Origin of the sequence: Pseudomonas sp. MM213, assembly GCF_020423045.1 — a bacterium.
Lineage (GTDB): Bacteria > Pseudomonadota > Gammaproteobacteria > Pseudomonadales > Pseudomonadaceae > Aquipseudomonas > Aquipseudomonas migulae.
Map to the genome: position 1 here is coordinate 4,895,461 of NZ_CP081943.1, position 15,930 is coordinate 4,911,390.

A 15,930-nucleotide genomic window follows, 5' to 3' on the forward strand; every position below is an offset into this window, starting at 1 on the left:
CGGATTTCTGGCGGTGAAGGAAAAATCTGCTAACAATGCACACGGTGCGTATAACGGCAGCTACGCCATAATGCGCGCCGAGATCAAAGGAGCATCCAATGAGCAGCACTGCAAACATTGCTGAAGGCGAAAAAATTCTTATCGTTGACGACGATCCGGGGCTCAGCAGCCTGCTGGAACGCTTTTTCGTCAGCAAGGGCTACCGCGCCCGCGCCGTACCGAACACCGAACAAATGGACCGCCTGCTGGCGCGTGAAGTGTTCAACCTGGTCGTCCTCGACCTGATGCTGCCCGGCGAAGACGGTCTGACCGCCTGCCGCCGCCTGCGCGGCGCGAACAATCAGATTCCGATCATCATGCTCACCGCCAAGGGCGACGAGCTGAGCCGCATCAAGGGCCTGGAACTGGGCGCCGACGATTACCTGGCCAAGCCGTTCAACCCGGACGAGCTGATGGCTCGCGTCAAAGCGGTCCTGCGTCGTCAGTCGGCGCCGGTGCCGGGTGCGCCGGGCAGCGAAGACGAAAGCGTGACCTTCGGTGACTACGAACTGTCCCTGGCCACTCGCGAACTGAAACGCGGTGACGAAGTGCACATGCTCACCACCGGTGAGTTTGCGGTGCTCAAGGCATTGGTCATGAACGCGCGTCAGCCACTGACTCGCGACAAGCTGATGAACCTGGCCCGTGGCCGCGAGTGGGATGCCCTGGAGCGTTCCATCGACGTGCAGATTTCCCGTCTGCGCCGGATGATCGAGCCTGATCCGTCCAAGCCGCGTTACATCCAGACTGTCTGGGGCGTGGGCTACGTGTTCGTTCCGGATGGCGCCGCCACCAAATGATCGGCGATTTGTAGGAGCGGGTCGTGCGGATGTTGTTGTCCGCAGACTCGCGATCCGCAATATGCGAGCATCGCTCGCTCCTGCAAGTGTTTAGCGGTTATTCATGAAAACCCCGGTTTGGTTCCCCCAGAGTTTCTTCTCCCGCACCCTGTGGCTGGTGCTGATTGTCGTCCTGTTTTCCAAGGCGCTGACCCTGGTTTATCTGTTGATGAACGAAGACGTGCTGGTGGATCGTCAATACAGCCACGGCGTCGCCCTGACGCTGCGCGCCTATTGGGCGGCCGATGAAAACAACCGCGACAAGATTGCCGAAGCCGCGACCCTGATCCGGGTGGTGGGCACCGGCGTGCCGGAAGGCGAGCAACACTGGCCTTACAGCGAGATCTATCAGCGGCAGATGCAGGCCGAACTCGGTGCCGACACCGAGGTGCGATTACGCATGCACTCGCCGCCAGCGCTGTGGGTCCGGGCGCCGAGCCTGGGCGATGGCTGGCTGAAAGTGCCGCTGTATCCGCATCCTTTGCGTGGCCAGAAAATCTGGAACGTGCTCGGCTGGTTCCTTGCCATTGGTTTGCTGTCCACCGCCTCGGCGTGGATCTTCGTCAGTCAGCTCAATCAACCGTTGAAGCGCCTGGTCTATGCCGCCCGCCAACTTGGCCAGGGCCGCAGCGTGCGCCTGCCGATCAGCGACACGCCGAGCGAGATGACCGAGGTGTATCGCGCGTTCAACCAGATGGCCGAAGACGTCGAACAGGCTGGCCGCGAGCGTGAGCTGATGCTGGCCGGGGTGTCCCATGACCTGCGAACACCGCTGACTCGTTTGCGCTTGTCACTGGAATTGATGGGCGACCACAGCGACCTGACGGACGACATGGTCCGCGACATCGAGGACATGGACGCGATTCTCGACCAGTTCCTCGCGTTCATCCGCGATGGCCGTGATGAATCGGTGGAAGAGGTGGACTTGAGCGATCTGGTTCGCGAGGTCGCCGCGCCGTTTAACCAGAATGAAGAGAGAGTACGCTTGCGTCTGGAGCCGATTCAGCCGTTTCCGCTGCGTCGCGTGTCCATGAAACGGTTGCTGAACAACCTGATCGGCAATGCGCTGCATCACGCTGGCAGCGGTGTTGAAGTGGCGGCTTATGTGTCCGGGGATGTCAGCGCCCCGTATGTGGTGCTGAGCGTCATGGACCGTGGGGCGGGGATTGATCCGTCGGAGCTGGAGGCGATCTTCAACCCGTTTACCCGTGGGGATCGTGCTCGCGGTGGCAAAGGAACCGGGTTGGGGTTGGCGATCGTGAAGCGGATTGCTTCGATGCATGGTGGGAATGTTGAGCTGCGCAATCGTACTGGTGGCGGGCTGGAAGCGCGGGTGCGGTTGCCGTTGGGGTTGATGCTGCCTCGGGATGCGGTTTAACAACTGAGATCTTCAGTGGGGCTGATGGCCCTTTCGCGGGCAAGTCGAATCGTCGCACCGCTCGCTCCTACAGTGATCACAAATCCATGTAGGAGCGAGGCTTGCCCGCGAAGGCGGCATCACTGCCGCCATATATTCAGGATCAGCCCTTACCCTTGGTCCGAGTCATATTCGGCCCACCATTCTTCTCAAGATGCTCAATGATGATCCCCGCCACATTCTTCCCAGTGGTGGTTTCAATCCCTTCCAGTCCCGGCGACGAATTCACTTCCATCACCAACGGCCCGTGATTCGAACGCAGAATATCCACACCCGCCACCGCCAGTCCCATCACCTTCGCAGCGCGTAATGCAGTCATGCGTTCTTCCGGCGTGATCTTGATCAGGCTGGCGCTGCCACCGCGATGCAGGTTGGAACGAAACTCCCCAGGCTTGGCCTGACGCTTCATCGCCGCAATCACCTTGTCACCGACCACGAAGCAGCGGATGTCCGCACCGCCGGCTTCCTTGATGTATTCCTGAACCATGATGTTCTGCTTGAGGCCCATGAACGCCTCGATCACTGATTCCGCCGCCGTTGCGGTTTCGCACAGCACCACGCCGATGCCCTGGGTGCCTTCCAGCACCTTGATCACCAGCGGCGCGCCGTTGACCATGTCGATCAGGTCGGGAATGTCATCCGGAGAGTGGGCAAACCCGGTGACCGGCAAACCGATCCCACGGCGCGAGAGCAATTGCAGCGAACGCAGTTTGTCTCGCGAGCGGGCAATGGCCACCGATTCGTTAAGCGGGAACACCCCCATCATTTCAAATTGACGCAGTACCGCGCAGCCATAGAACGTTACCGACGCACCGATCCGGGGGATCACCGCGTCGAAACCTTCCAGCGGCTTGCCGCGGTAGTGGATCTGCGGTTTGTGGCTGGCAATGTTCATGTAGGCGCGCAGGGTGTCGATCACCACCATTTCATGGCCACGCTCGGTACCGGCTTCGACCAGACGACGAGTGGAATACAGACGCGGGTTCCGCGACAGCACAGCGATCTTCATGCAACACCTGTGGAGGAGGTAGATACCGGGAACACCGGCTTGTCTTGTACATACTTAATGCCCGGATTGACCACCAGTTGGCCGTCGATCAGGGCTTTGGAACCGAGAAGCAGGCGATAACGCATGGACTTGCGGCAGGCGAGGGTGAACTCGACGGGCCAGACCCGATCACCGAGGGCCAGGGTGGTGCTGACCACGTAACGCTTCTGCGCCTGGCCGTTGGAGCTCTTGATGGATTTCATCGTCACCAGCGGTGCTTCACAGCGTCGGTGTCGCAACTGCACTACCGTGCCCAGGTGCGCGGTGAAGCGCACCCACTGTTCGCCGTCGCGCTCGAACGGCTCGATGTCAGTGGCATGCAGGCTGGAGGTGCTGGCACCGGTGTCGATTTTTGCCCGCAGGCCCGCAACTCCCAAACCCGGGAGCGCCACCCACTCGCGCAGACCGACAACGGTCAAATGGTCAAATGTCTTCAAAGGTACTCAACCGGTGGATACCGCTGGGGCCGCACGCGGCCGGATTCGCGGTATTCACGCAGAATAATGGTTAAAAGGCGACAGATATCTACAGCCCGGAATTCCACCCCTGCAAGCGAGGTGTGGCGTGCGCATTGTAGTACGGGTCGGTGGAAATCCTGGCACGACAGAAACGGTAGTACAGTTCACCAATATTTCAGAATGAGGAAATTCCATGGCACAAAAAAGCGAAGAGGACGACAAGGTCCGTCTCGATAAGTGGTTGTGGGCCGCGCGTTTTTATAAAACACGTGCCTTGGCGAAAGCGGCGATTGAAAGTGGCAAGGTGCATTGCCGGGGTGAGCGTTGCAAGCCGGGCAAAGAGCCGCGGATCGGCGACGAGTTTCAGATTCGCGCAGGGTTCGAGGAGCGTACGGTGGTGGTCCAGGCGTTATCGATCGTGCGCCGTGGTGCGCCGGAAGCTCAGACCTTGTACGCCGAAACCGAGGCCAGCATCGCCAAGCGCGAAGCGGCTGCGGCGATGCGCAAGGCGGGCTCGCTGGGCGTGAGCACCGACGGCAAACCAAGCAAGAAGCAGCGGCGGGATCTGTTTAAATTTCGTGGGAGCAGCAACGACGAGTGAGGCTGTTGCTTCTGCGTTGTCTGGGCTGACGCCTTCGCGGGCAAGCCCGCCCCCACAAGGGATACGCATTTCAATGTGGGAGCGAGCCTGCTCGCGATCGAGTGCGCAGCACTCGCCAGCCATCCCCGGATTCAGGCACTACGCACCACACTTATCCGACCAGCAGTATCCCCCAGACCACCGCATCGAACGGTCGAAGACTTGCAATTACCCGAATGCGCAGCCATATCGGGTGAATCGCCAGCGGCGAATCGAGTGGATGGAAAGCCACTCGTCGAAAATCACACACAGCCTCTGACCTGTAGGCCATAACCAGAAGGCCAGCAGCACCAGCGGCACAAAATTGCACAGCGCCACCGGCGACGTCCCACCTTGCTTGGAACAAAACCGGATTGTTCATAAAATGCCTCCCATGGCTGAACAGTGCGCACCAAAACGGTGCTGCAGAGGCGCAATTTTTCGTTTGTAACCTTTTATCATTTACTTCAGATACCCAGACCTATGACCGATCTACCGGATACCGACTACACCCAACGCTTCATCTTCGATGACAGCGACACCCGCGGCGAGCTGGTTTCGTTGGAGCGCAGCTACGCCGAGGTCCTTGCCAAACACCCGTATCCGGAGCCGGTCGCGCAACTGCTTGGCGAACTGATGGCCGCGGCATCGTTGCTGGTCGGCACCTTGAAGTTTGATGGTCTGCTGATTCTTCAGGCGCGGTCCGACGGCCCGATCCCGTTGCTGATGATCGAATGCTCCAGCGAACGTGATATCCGTGGTCTGGCCCGTTACGAGGCCGACCAGATCGCCCCCGACGCCACCCTCGCCGACCTGATGCCCAACGGCGTATTGGCGCTGACCGTCGACCCGACCGTGGGCCAGCGTTATCAGGGTATCGTGGACCTGGATGGCGAAACCCTGTCGGAGTGCTTCACTAACTACTTCGTGATGTCGCAACAGGTGGGCACGCGTTTCTGGCTGTACGCCGATGGCCGTCGCGCCCGCGGCCTGTTGCTGCAGCAACTGCCCGCCGACCGCCTGAAAGACGAAGAAGAACGCGCCGCCAGCTGGCAGCACATCACCGCGTTGGGCAGTACCCTGACCGCCGATGAATTGCTCGGTCTGGACAACGAAACCGTGCTCCATCGTCTCTACCACGAAGAGCAGGTCCGGCTGTTCGATGTGCAGAAATTGCGCTTCCGTTGCAGCTGCTCGCGCGAACGTTCTGCCAATGCTCTGGTCAGTTTGGGTCTGGAAGATGCGCAGAGCCTGGTCGTCGAACACGGTGGCAACATCGAGGTCGACTGTCAGTTCTGCAATGAACGTTACCTGTTCGACGCCGCCGATATTGTTCAATTATTCGCCGGTGCGGGCGTCGACACGCCGTCAGATACCCGTCACTAAAACGGTTCAGCGCAGGTAAATTCACTGGAAAGTGCCGGAATAACGCCGTTACGACGGGAGGGCCCTACTTTTTTTGGGCGTTTCTGGCATAATCCGGCCCACTTTTTTCGCGGTAGTAGTGCACGACTTTCTACTACAAAACGTTTGGAGCACTCGGCCACTGGCCGACGGGGAACCTCATGACGCAAGCCAATAACGCCGTGTACACCGATCTGAGTGTTGATGATCTGGTTAAAGAAGCCCTGAATCGCGGTGAAGGCGAGCTTGCCGATACCGGCGCGCTGGTTGTTCGCACCGGTCACCGTACCGGTCGCTCGCCAGTCGATCGTTTCATCGTTGAAGAGCCGACCACCCAGGCCGCTATCGCCTGGGGCCCGATCAACCGCAAGTTCCCGGCCGACAAGTTCGATGCCCTGTGGGCTCGCGTCGAGGCCTTCAACAACGCGCAAGATCATTTCGTTTCCCACGTGCATGTAGGCGCGGCCGAAGATCACTACCTGGCCGTGAAGATGACCACCCAGACTGCCTGGCAGAACCTGTTCGGTCGTTGCCTGTTCATCAACCCGGCCCAGTACAACCCGGCGGGTCGTGCTGAGTGGCAAGTGCTCAACGTTGCCAACTTCGAGTGCGTGCCAGAGCGTGACGGCACCAACTCCGACGGTTGCGTGATCATCAACTTCGCACAGAAGAAAGTGCTGATCGCCGGCATGCGTTACGCCGGTGAAATGAAGAAAGCCATGTTCTCGGTGCAGAACTTCCTGCTGCCGGCCGCTGACGTACTGCCGATGCACTGCGCCGCCAACATCGGCGAAGCGGGCGACGTGACCCTGTTCTTCGGCCTGTCCGGCACCGGTAAAACCACCCTGTCGGCTGACGAAAGCCGTTACCTGATCGGTGACGACGAACACGGCTGGGGCGAAGGCGTTGTCTTCAACATCGAAGGCGGTTGCTATGCCAAGTGCATCGACCTGTCCGAGAAGAACGAGCCGGTCATCTGGAAAGCCATCAAGCACGGCGCAGTCCTGGAAAACGTCGTGATCGACGACGCCAAGCACGCCGACTACGCCGATGTCAGCCTGACCCAGAACAGCCGCGCCGCGTACCCGCTGGAGCACGTTGCCAAGCGTTCCGAGAAAAACCTCGGTGGCGAGCCAAACGCTGTGATCTTCCTGACCTGCGACCTGACCGGCGTACTGCCACCAGTGTCGATCCTCAGCGAAGAACAAGCGGCCTACCACTTCCTGTCCGGCTACACCGCACTGGTGGGCTCGACCGAAATGGGTTCCGGCAGCGGCATCAAGTCAACCTTCTCCACCTGCTTCGGCGCACCGTTCTTCCCGCGTCCGGCCGGCGAATACGCAGAACTGCTGATCAAACGCATCCGCGGCTTCGGCTCCAAGGTCTACCTGGTCAACACCGGCTGGACCGGCGGCGGCTACGGCGTCGGCAAACGCTTCAACATCCCGACCACTCGCGGCGTGATCGCAGCGATCCAGAGCGGCGCGTTGATCGGTGCTGAAACCGAACACCTCGACACCATCAACCTCGACGTGCCACTGGCCGTACCGGGCGTTGAAACTGGCCTGTTGAACCCACGTAACACCTGGGCTGACAAGGCTGCTTACGATGAAGCGGCTAAAGCACTGGCCGGGTTGTTCGTTGAGAACTTCAAGAAGTTCGAAGTGAGCGACGCGATCAAGGCTGCTGGGCCGAAGTTGTAAGAGTTGGTTTGATGTAATGAAAAAGCCGCCCTTTGGGGCGGCTTTTTTGTGGGTAACGCATTACCTGTAGGAGCCAGCTTGCTGGCGATAAACTCAAGTGCGCCGCGTTTATCCAGACAGCACGCGTTATCGTTAACCACCATCGCCAGCAAGCTGGCTCCTACAGGTATTGGATTCCGTAAGGTGCCTTTTTTGTGGGGGCGGCTCAGGTTTTCAGGTGCAAAACGAGCGCGCCCACCAACACCAGAACCACGCCAAGCACCTGTAACTTTGCCAGCCTTTCCTTGAAAAATACGTACCCCAGAATCGCCGCGATTCCTCCGGACAGTGTGCTGATCACCGTGACCACCGAAACCGATCCTGCCACCGCGCCCCAGGCGAAAGAAGAAAACCCACCCAGGTTCATCAAGCTAGCGCCGGTCAGCGTCATGCAGTTTTTCAACGGTGGAATTTTCAGTCCGTCCTCGATCCTCAGGACGATAACCACCAGCACGATCAGACCAACCAGATAAGCGAGCCAAAGCATCGTCACCGGACCAAGGACCGGAAGCACAAAGTGGCCTTGCAGCCAGAAACTGGTGCCATAGAAAAGGGCGGCCAACAGTGCGTAGGCGATCGAGCTGCTGGCTTGAGTGGTGTGTGGGATTTTCGAGTCGGAATGAATGCTGGAGAGAATCACCCCGATCACGCACAGAGCAATGCAAAGCAGCTGAATCAGGCTGATCTGCTCACCTCCGGCCCAGGACAGCAACGTCGTCACAACGCCATAAGAAGTTACCAGCGGCGCAACGATGGACGCTTTGCCGAGGGCAAAGGCTTTGGACAACGCGAGGGCACCAGACACCGTCAGCACCGCGGCGACAATGCCGAACAGCCAGACAGTGAGTGACGCCGATATCGACTTAAGGATGAACGCGGGGAAGGCGACCAACAGCAGGCTCATGATGCTGAAACCCAGCGCCTGACCGAAATACACGGCGCGTTTTACGCCCACTGCGCGGGCATTCAAACCCACCAGAAAATCCGTGCCGCCCCACAGTAAGGCGGCGAGTAAACCCATCAGTACGTCCACGCTATGTCCTTATAGGTGTGTGCTGCGGACGTTAGAAGCCTTCCAGCGTCTGAGTGTCCCAGCGTCTGGCCTTGATGGCCTGGTAGAGCATGCCGATGGTAAGCGGGACTTTGTCGCCACGCCCCTTGGCCCTGCGTTTGAGGAAGACATCGTAGCCTTCGGGTTGGAAGTAGCGATAGGCGTCGTAATCGATGAGGTCGATGGCGAACTGTTCTTCCAGTGCTTCCATCAGGTTTTGAGCATCGGCACCGTCGCAGCCCAGGTCGAAGTTGATCGAGGTGGTGAGGCTGATGGTTTTGCGTTCGGGCAGGCCGAGTTCCTCGTGCAGCAGCTGCATGAGCAGGTGCATGAGCAGGTGCATGGTTTGGTCGTCGGGGAAGTTGGAGGCGAGGTTCATTCGGGGGCGTCCGGTTGGGCTTGGGCGGATCTTATTGGTCGTCAGGTTTGGTGGGAAGGGCATGAGCAGATTGTGACGGATTGTCTTCCCGATATTTGGCGAGTGCTTCTTCTCGTGTCGGAAGCGGTTGGTCGAGATCTGCTGGTGACGTGTCGAATCCTGCGAGACGTAGGCTCGCCAAGTAGTTTGAGCGTCGGACTTTTTCGTAGTGTGCTTGTTTTTGTTTGAAGGTTAATTCGCTCATTACGATTTTCCGTGCTGCTAGCTGGCCTGTTCTGGGCCGGAATTATGCGTCGTGTTCATCGCAGGCAAGCCAGCTCCCACAAGGGCGCCGCTTGCCTGTTGGTACTTGGTGTCAGACAGGAGCTTTCCAGTCCATCATTCGTTGCTGGGCGACTTTTAGCAGGTCGCAGCCGTCCTGGGTCAGGAGGTAGAGCGCGTGGGTGATGTGGGGGATGTCTTCTAGATCGCCTTGCTCGAAGCTTTGGCAGTGCAGGGTTCGGAGCAGTTCGCTGGAGGCTCGGATGCGCTGGAGGGCGGCTTCGAGGATGTCTTGCGGGTTGGCTTCTGTGTCGATGATCAGGGGTAGGGAATCGGTGAGGTTGGTTTGGAGTGGGCGGTAGCGATCGGTGAGCGGGTTCCAGGTATTCATTTGAATTTTCTCTTTTATGTAGCTGAAGACCCGCCACTATCGTGACCAAACGATGGGTGGCGGACTGTGTTCAGGTTGGTCAACCAGGGAGAGAAAACCCGGGTACGCAGAAGCGTCCCAAACACAGCCGCCATAAAGCGTGCCGACACAAAAGAAGTCGGCAGCATACAAGGGCATGCATAAGTTTTCTCTCAAATTCAGGTGACCAAACCTGAGTCGCTGAATTGGCAGCGACGGTCCGACTATAGATATGAGCTGCCGGTTGACGATAGGCGACAAGGTGTCTTGTGTTGTAGGACCAGGATGAAGCTTTGATAGGGCGTTGCCTACGGACTTATCTCCAGCTGAAGTTTTTAGTCAGGTACACCGCGTTATCGTTCTTCGCGGGCAAGCCTCGCTCCTACAGGGGATTGTGGTGGGCATTAGCCGGCAGTGAGTTTCGGGAGGCGTTGGCGGGCGATTTCGAGGAGTTCGTTGCCGTCCTGGGTCAGCAGGTAGAGGGCGTTGACGATGTTGGGGATGTCGCTTGCGTCTGCCTGTTTGAAGCACAGGCAATACAGGGTTTCGAGCAGGTCGCTGGCGGCGTGGATGCGTTGGCGGGCGGCGTCGAGGATTTCGTGTGGGTCGGCCTCGGTGTCGATGACCAGGACCGGGGTGTCGCTGTAGCTGCTTTTGAGGGGGCGGTAGCGGTCTTGCATCGGGGGCAGTCCTTTGGGAAGTCGGGCAGGCCGACACACTGTTTCAGCCGCGCCGAAAACTATGAAGGGGACGGCGGGCTGCGGCAATACAGCCGCAATCGACAGAATGTGTAGGGGATTTACTGGTCTTCGGGCATTAGCCCTACGCGTTTCCCGAGGTTTTTTTGATCGAAACCCCTACTGGTGAAATTTCCTACGTGTTTATCAGGCGCGACGCAGTAAACCTCTGTATGGTGCGCGCCAGAATCTGTAGGGCATTTCGAAAATGCCTGGTTAGGCACTTAAAGGGAATTAGGTATGCAGTGGCTACGTATGGCCTCGGTTTTGTTGTTGTGGGCGGGTGTTTGTCGTTTGACGGGCGCGGCCGACGCTGGCAGTTCGATGATGTTGGCCAACATGGCCCGCACCGGTTGGCCGGACGCCCTCACCACGCAGGCGAACATGGACACCGCGTCCCGTGCGGAGGTGTTGATGTTCGGCAAGGCGTTGCTGGCCAGCGAATCGCTGGACGAGCAGGGGCTGAAACAGCGTCTGGGCGTGCAGGCAGTGAAGCTCAAGTCTGTGCGACAAGTGCGTGACGGGTTGTGGGATAGGTTGCTGTCCACCTACCGCAACGCCAGTCAGAACTGCGACGGCGAACCGTTCTGCCCGCGTGTACGAAGCGTCGCTGATTTGCGTCAGTTGGCGGCGGCGTTCACCGGCGAAATCAGCCCGGCCCATGCGGTGTGGGCGAGCAAGAGCCAGGTGTTTCATGAGCAGATGTTGAATGAGCAGCTGCGGGTGGCGGTGTTGGTGCCCTGACGGGATCAATCATGATTTTTTGGTGAGGCTGCAGGCCTCATCGCTGGCAAGCCAGCTCCTACAAGGGGCAGGTGCGCCTATAAAATCGCTGTCCGCCGAAGCTCAACTGTAGGAGCTGGCTTGCCAGCGATGGCGATCTACCGGTCGCCATATTCCTCAACCCCCGCCATCCCCCCGCGCCATCCGCTGTATCATCCCGTATCGTTTTTGCCCCCGACCTTTTCTCGACTCGCTGCGATCACCGGCTAGGCTTTGGGCTTCGCAGCGGTCAACGGAGTGACAGCTTATGCACAACACCCTGGAACAGGTTTTCGGTTATCCACAGTTTCGACCCGGCCAGGAGGCGGTGGTCAGCGCGGTGATGGCCGGGCGCTCGGCGGCGGCGATTTTCCCCACGGGTTCAGGCAAGTCCCTGTGTTACCAGATGTCGGCGGTGTTGCTGCCGCACCTGACGCTGGTGGTCTCGCCGCTGCTCGCGTTGATGCAGGATCAATTGGCGTTTCTGCAGCGCCATGGCATTTCGGCAGGCAGTATCGATTCGGCTCAAAGCCGCGATGACGCTGGTGACGTGATGGCTCGCGCCAAGTCCGGCGAATTGAAGATTCTGATGATTTCCGTGGAGCGCCTGAAGAACGAGCGCTTCCGCAATTTCTTGCAGCAAGTGCCCATCTCGCTGCTGGTGGTGGACGAGGCGCATTGCATCTCGGAGTGGGGCCATAACTTCCGCCCCGACTACCTCAAACTCCCGGATTACCAGCGTCAGTTCAACATTCCTCAAGCGCTGTTGCTGACCGCCACCGCGACCCCGAAAGTGATCGCCGACATGGAGGCGAAATTCGCCATTGCGTCGGAAGACGTGGTGACCACCGGTTTCTACCGGCCGAACCTCAACTTGTTGGTGGAACCGGTGCGTGGTCAGGACAAACGGCGACGCTTGGTCGAATGGATGAGCGAGCGTCCGGACCAGCCAAGCATCGTCTACGTCACGCTGCAGAAAACCGCTGAACACATCGCCGAACACTTGAATCGCAACGGTATTCAGGCCGAGGCCTATCACGCCGGTTTACCCCACGAACAACGCGAAGCCATTCAGAAACGATTCATGGGCGGCCAGTCCAATTGCATCGTCGCCACCATCGCCTTCGGCATGGGCATCGACAAGAGCGACATCCGCAACGTGGTGCATTTCGACCTGCCCAAATCCATCGAAAACTACAGCCAGGAAATCGGTCGCGCCGGGCGTGACGGGCAGCCATCGGACTGCCTGGTACTGGCCAACCGCGACAGCCTCAACGTGCTGGAAAATTTCGTCTACGGCGACACGCCGGAGCTGGAAGGCATCCGTCATGTGCTCGACGAATTGCAAGCCGCCGTGCCCGAGGGGCATTGGGAGTTTCTGCTAGGGCCGTTGGCCGATCAGAGCAACATTCGCCAGTTGCCGCTCAAGACCTTGCTGGTGCAATTGGAGCTGCGCGGGATCATCGCCCCGCGTTACGCCTATTACGCTGAATATCGCTTCAAGTATTTGCTGGAGCCGGAGGACTTGCTGGCCCGCTTCGAGGGTGAGCGCAGGGATTTCGTCGCGGCCATCATCCAGACCTCCAGCCGTGCGCGGACCTGGGCGACGGTGAATTTCGATGCGCTGTACGAGCAGCATCAAGCCGAGCGCAATCGGGTGGTCAAGGCGTTGGATTACTTCCAGGAAAAGGGTTGGGTCGAGCTGGAAAGCAAGCAGATGACCGAGGTCTACAGCCTGCTGCAAACGGAGTTCGACATTCAGGCGCTGAGTGCCGAACTGCATGATTGTTTCACCCGGCACGAACGCACCGAGATTGCGCGGATTCACGCCATGCTCGATCTGTTCGCCACTGACCACTGCCTGGGTAATCGCCTGGCCGAATACTTCGGTGACGAAAACTCGCCGCAGCAGTGCGGGCATTGTTCGGTGTGTCACGGGCATGTGGCGCGGCTGCCCGCACCGCCGGAGTTGCCGGCGCTTGTGGATAAAAACTTCGAGGCGCTGTGTGGTGGTTTTATCCTCAGGCACGAGCAGCACACCGGCAGCGTTCCTCCCGCTGAGCGGGTGACACGGTTTCTGTGCGGGATCAGTGTGCCGCTGTTCACCAAGCTCAAGGCTCGGTCGATTCCGGGGTTTGCGGCGCTGGAAGAGTATCCGTATGGCGAAGTACGGACTTGGGTCGAGCAACACCTCTCAGGCTGAACCGTACCTGTGTAGGAGCCGGCTTGCTGGCGATGAGGCCATCAGCCATTGCGGTGACCTTGAGGACGCCTTCGCGGGCAAGCCTTGCTCCTACAGGGATGTCAGTGTCTGGCGGACGTGCATCCATCCGCTGAATGTCCCCCATCACAGGAATAAATTTCAAAAAAGCCGGGTGGCTGACTATGGTGGGGTCTGTCTTTGGATCGCCAATAAGAGAACAACTATGAGCCAGACACCGTTCAACATTCAGCGCGCTGCGGTCATCGGTGCGGGCACCATGGGCCGTGGCATTGTCATGTGCCTGGCCAATGCCGGGGTGCCGGTGCAGTGGGTCGATAACAATCCGCAGATGCTTGAGCAGGCACTGGCCACCGTGGCTGAGACCTACGCGCACAACGTGCGGCAGGGACGGATTGATCAGGCTGAAACGGATGCGCGCATTGCACGGGTCACGGCGGCTGCCGATTACGCAGCGATCCGCGAGGTCGATCTGGTGATCGAGGCGGTTTACGAAAACCTCGAGCTCAAGCAGAGAATCTTCCGCGAGCTGGATGGCCTGCTCAAGCCCGAAGCCATATTGGCCAGCAACACGTCGGCGCTGGATATCGACGCCATTGCTGCCGCCACCCGCCGCCCGAAACAAGTCCTGGGCCTGCACTTCTTCAGCCCGGCGCACATCATGAAACTGCTGGAAATCGTTCGTGGCGCACAGACTTCACCGGCGGTGCTGGAAGCCGCGCTGGACCTGGGCAAGCGCATGGGCAAGGTCAGTGTGGTATCGGGCAACTGCGAGGGTTTCATTGGCAACCGCATGCTCAAAACCTACGTGCTGGAAGCACGCAAGATGCTGCTTGAAGGCGCTTACCCCTATCAGGTGGATGCGGCGTTGCAGGGGTTCGGTTTCGCCATGGGGCCGTTCCGCATGTACGACGTGGTTGGTATCGACCTCGAATGGCGGGCTCGGGAGCTGGCCGGCAAGGGGCAGGATGCGCCGCAGGTTCAAGTGGATAACCGTCTGTGCGAACTGGGCCGTTTCGGGCAGAAGAGTGGCAACGGCTATTACCACTACGAAGCGGGCAGTCGCCAGGCTGAGCACGATGTGCAGGTGGATGCGCTGGTGCTGAAGGTCAGCGAAGGATTGGGTTTCCAGCGTCGCGAGATCGGGCCTGAGGAGATTCTGGAGCGTTGCTTGCTGGCACTGGTCAACGAGGGCGCGAAGATTCTTCAGGAAGGGATTGCGGCGTCGGCGCATGACATCGATCTGGTGTACCTCAACGGTTATGGTTTTCCGGCGGACAAGGGCGGGCCGATGGCCTGGGCGGATCAGCAGGGGTTGGTGGATATTCATCAGCGGCTACTGCAGCTGGAAACCAAACAGGGTGACCACTGGCAGCCGGCGCGGTTGATTGGGGAGTTGGCGGTGGTGGGCAAGGGGTTTGCTGATCGGTAAGTGGTGTATTGACCGTGGTGGCGCCATCGCTGGCAAGCCAGCTCCTACAAGGTCCTCGCTATCCTGTAGGAGCTGGCTTGCCAGCGATGATAGCGACACGGTCTACTGGCCATCCAACTTCAGGAACCGACGCTGATGCCCCAACGCACCGACTACCCGCACTTCCAGCCCATCACCACGCGCTGGCACGACAACGATGCCTACGGTCACGTCAACAACGTCACCTACTACAGCTTCTTCGACACGGCGGTGAACACCTACCTGATCGAAGTCGGCGGCCTGGATATTCATGACGGCGAAGTCGTGGGTTTTGTGGTGAGTTCGGCTTGCGATTATTTTGCTTCAATCGCTTTCCCCGACCGGATCGAGATCGGTTTGCGCGTGGGTAAGTTGGGCAACAGCTCGGTGCAATACGAATTGGCGGTGTTCAAGGCCGGTGAAGACGAAGCCTGCGCCGCGGGGCGTTTCGTGCATGTGTTTGTGGACCGGGTGTCGAATCAGCCCGTGGCGATTCCTGCCGGGTTGCGCGGTGCGCTGGAGCGATTGGTGGTTTGAGGGGCAAAAAAAATCGCAGCCCTTGGGCTGCGATTTTTTTGATCTACCGGTAAACGAGGCGATTCAAGCCTCAGTCGTGATAGCGATGTTTGTGCTTGCGGTGGCCATAAGCATGGCCGCGACCCGGATGGTCATCCCGGTAATAGCGACGATCACCATGACCGCGATAGGAACGACGATCATCGTCATCATCATCGCTTTTGTTGCCCATGTAGTTACCCAGCGCGCCACCGGCGCCGCCGCCTGCTGCGGAGCCGATCAGGCTGCCGGTGGTGCCGCCCATGCTGCGGCCGACCACGTTACCGCCTGCTGCGCCCAACGCACCGCCAATGGCCGCTTCGCCACGGCTGCGTTTGTCTGCGCCGACTGCGCTACCACCCGCGCCGCCCAGGGCCGCGCCAATGGTTGAACCTGTGTTGCCGCCTAGCGATTGACCGACGACCGAGCCCAAAACCCCGCCCAATGCGCCGCCCACACCTGCTTCGGTGGTGCCTCCGGCAGAAGCGAAGCCACTGACCAGGCCAAGGGACAACAAGAGAATCGAGGAGAACTTCATT

Annotated in this window: 16 protein-coding genes and 2 pseudogenes; 9 read left to right on the forward strand and 9 right to left on the reverse strand. The window is 59.3% G+C overall.

Annotated features, from left to right (window positions below):
- The first annotated feature begins 98 nt into the window (after positions 1-98).
- Together ompR and K5R88_RS22400 are read left to right on the forward strand one after the other, a co-directional pair.
- The gene (ompR, locus tag K5R88_RS22395; protein WP_008032260.1) at positions 99-839 is read left to right on the forward strand and encodes an osmolarity response regulator transcription factor OmpR; all 741 of its coding nucleotides are present in this window, start codon (positions 99-101) and stop codon (positions 837-839) included.
- Positions 840-942: 103 nt separating this feature from the next.
- Positions 943-2,256: an ATP-binding protein gene (locus K5R88_RS22400; protein WP_226298377.1), complete on the forward strand. Its 1,314-nt coding sequence runs from the start codon at positions 943-945 to the stop codon at positions 2,254-2,256.
- Positions 2,257-2,398: 142 nt separating this feature from the next.
- Here K5R88_RS22400 and rimK read toward each other — a convergent pair whose 3' ends face one another.
- Both rimK and rimB read right to left on the reverse strand, forming a co-directional pair.
- Complete coding sequence (rimK, locus tag K5R88_RS22405; protein WP_007949201.1) at positions 2,399-3,304, reverse strand: 30S ribosomal protein S6--L-glutamate ligase; 906 nt, start codon at positions 3,302-3,304, stop codon at positions 2,399-2,401.
- Positions 3,301-3,780, reverse strand: a complete 480-nt coding sequence (gene rimB / locus K5R88_RS22410; protein WP_008040149.1) for a retropepsin-like aspartic endopeptidase RimB — start codon at positions 3,778-3,780, stop codon at positions 3,301-3,303. Before rimB ends, rimK begins: the two co-directional genes overlap by 4 nt.
- A gap of 214 nt (positions 3,781-3,994) precedes the next feature.
- On the opposite strand from rimB, the gene K5R88_RS22415 reads away from it, so the two are divergent.
- Positions 3,995-4,402: an RNA-binding S4 domain-containing protein gene (locus K5R88_RS22415; RefSeq protein ID WP_008025063.1), complete on the forward strand. Its 408-nt coding sequence runs from the start codon at positions 3,995-3,997 to the stop codon at positions 4,400-4,402.
- 160 nt (positions 4,403-4,562) lie between these two features.
- Here K5R88_RS22415 and K5R88_RS22420 read toward each other — a convergent pair.
- Positions 4,563-4,802 (reverse strand): annotated as a pseudogene (locus tag K5R88_RS22420) (phosphatase PAP2 family protein); the annotation flags it as partial.
- Positions 4,803-4,903: 101 nt separating this feature from the next.
- Between K5R88_RS22420 and hslO the strand changes: the two are divergent.
- Positions 4,904-5,806, forward strand: a complete 903-nt coding sequence (gene hslO / locus K5R88_RS22425; protein WP_008025061.1) for an Hsp33 family molecular chaperone HslO — start codon at positions 4,904-4,906, stop codon at positions 5,804-5,806.
- Between the two features lie 179 nt (positions 5,807-5,985).
- Positions 5,986-7,527, forward strand: a complete 1,542-nt coding sequence (locus K5R88_RS22430; RefSeq protein ID WP_008025058.1) for a phosphoenolpyruvate carboxykinase — start codon at positions 5,986-5,988, stop codon at positions 7,525-7,527.
- Positions 7,528-7,732: 205 nt separating this feature from the next.
- On the opposite strand, the gene K5R88_RS22435 is transcribed toward K5R88_RS22430, so the two are convergent.
- The 5 genes and pseudogenes from K5R88_RS22435 to K5R88_RS22455 all read right to left on the reverse strand — a co-directional run bounded on the left by K5R88_RS22435 (position 7,733) and on the right by K5R88_RS22455 (position 10,346).
- Positions 7,733-8,587 (reverse strand): EamA family transporter, encoded by an 855-nt coding sequence (locus K5R88_RS22435; RefSeq protein ID WP_226300278.1) that lies wholly within the window; start codon positions 8,585-8,587, stop codon positions 7,733-7,735.
- 43 nt (positions 8,588-8,630) lie between these two features.
- Positions 8,631-8,996: a DUF1493 family protein gene (locus K5R88_RS22440; protein WP_226298378.1), complete on the reverse strand. Its 366-nt coding sequence runs from the start codon at positions 8,994-8,996 to the stop codon at positions 8,631-8,633.
- 88 nt (positions 8,997-9,084) lie between these two features.
- Positions 9,085-9,240 (reverse strand): annotated as a pseudogene (locus K5R88_RS22445) (YhfG family protein); the annotation flags it as partial.
- Between the two features lie 111 nt (positions 9,241-9,351).
- Positions 9,352-9,648, reverse strand: coding sequence for a type I-C CRISPR-associated protein Cas8c/Csd1 (locus tag K5R88_RS22450; RefSeq protein ID WP_226298380.1), 297 nt, complete (start codon positions 9,646-9,648; stop codon positions 9,352-9,354).
- A 422-nt stretch (positions 9,649-10,070) separates the two neighbouring features.
- A complete protein-coding gene (locus tag K5R88_RS22455) occupies positions 10,071-10,346 on the reverse strand; it encodes a hypothetical protein (protein ID WP_207285585.1) in 276 nt (91 codons plus the stop codon).
- A gap of 297 nt (positions 10,347-10,643) precedes the next feature.
- Here K5R88_RS22455 and K5R88_RS22460 point away from each other — a divergent pair, with 297 nt between their 5' ends.
- The 4 genes from K5R88_RS22460 to K5R88_RS22475 all read left to right on the forward strand — a co-directional run bounded on the left by K5R88_RS22460 (position 10,644) and on the right by K5R88_RS22475 (position 15,373).
- Positions 10,644-11,147, forward strand: a complete 504-nt coding sequence (locus K5R88_RS22460; RefSeq protein ID WP_223452811.1) for a polysaccharide deacetylase — start codon at positions 10,644-10,646, stop codon at positions 11,145-11,147.
- Positions 11,148-11,433: 286 nt separating this feature from the next.
- The gene (locus K5R88_RS22465) at positions 11,434-13,368 is read left to right on the forward strand and encodes a RecQ family ATP-dependent DNA helicase (protein ID WP_226298381.1); all 1,935 of its coding nucleotides are present in this window, start codon (positions 11,434-11,436) and stop codon (positions 13,366-13,368) included.
- 223 nt (positions 13,369-13,591) lie between these two features.
- The gene (locus K5R88_RS22470; protein ID WP_226298382.1) at positions 13,592-14,818 is read left to right on the forward strand and encodes a 3-hydroxyacyl-CoA dehydrogenase; all 1,227 of its coding nucleotides are present in this window, start codon (positions 13,592-13,594) and stop codon (positions 14,816-14,818) included.
- A gap of 135 nt (positions 14,819-14,953) precedes the next feature.
- On the forward strand, positions 14,954-15,373 hold the full coding sequence (locus tag K5R88_RS22475; protein WP_008040124.1) for an acyl-CoA thioesterase: 420 nt from the start codon (positions 14,954-14,956) through the stop codon (positions 15,371-15,373).
- A gap of 70 nt (positions 15,374-15,443) precedes the next feature.
- On the opposite strand, the gene K5R88_RS22480 is transcribed toward K5R88_RS22475, so the two are convergent.
- On the reverse strand, positions 15,444-15,929 hold the full coding sequence (locus K5R88_RS22480; protein WP_008025043.1) for a glycine zipper domain-containing protein: 486 nt from the start codon (positions 15,927-15,929) through the stop codon (positions 15,444-15,446).
- Position 15,930 lies beyond the last annotated feature (1 nt).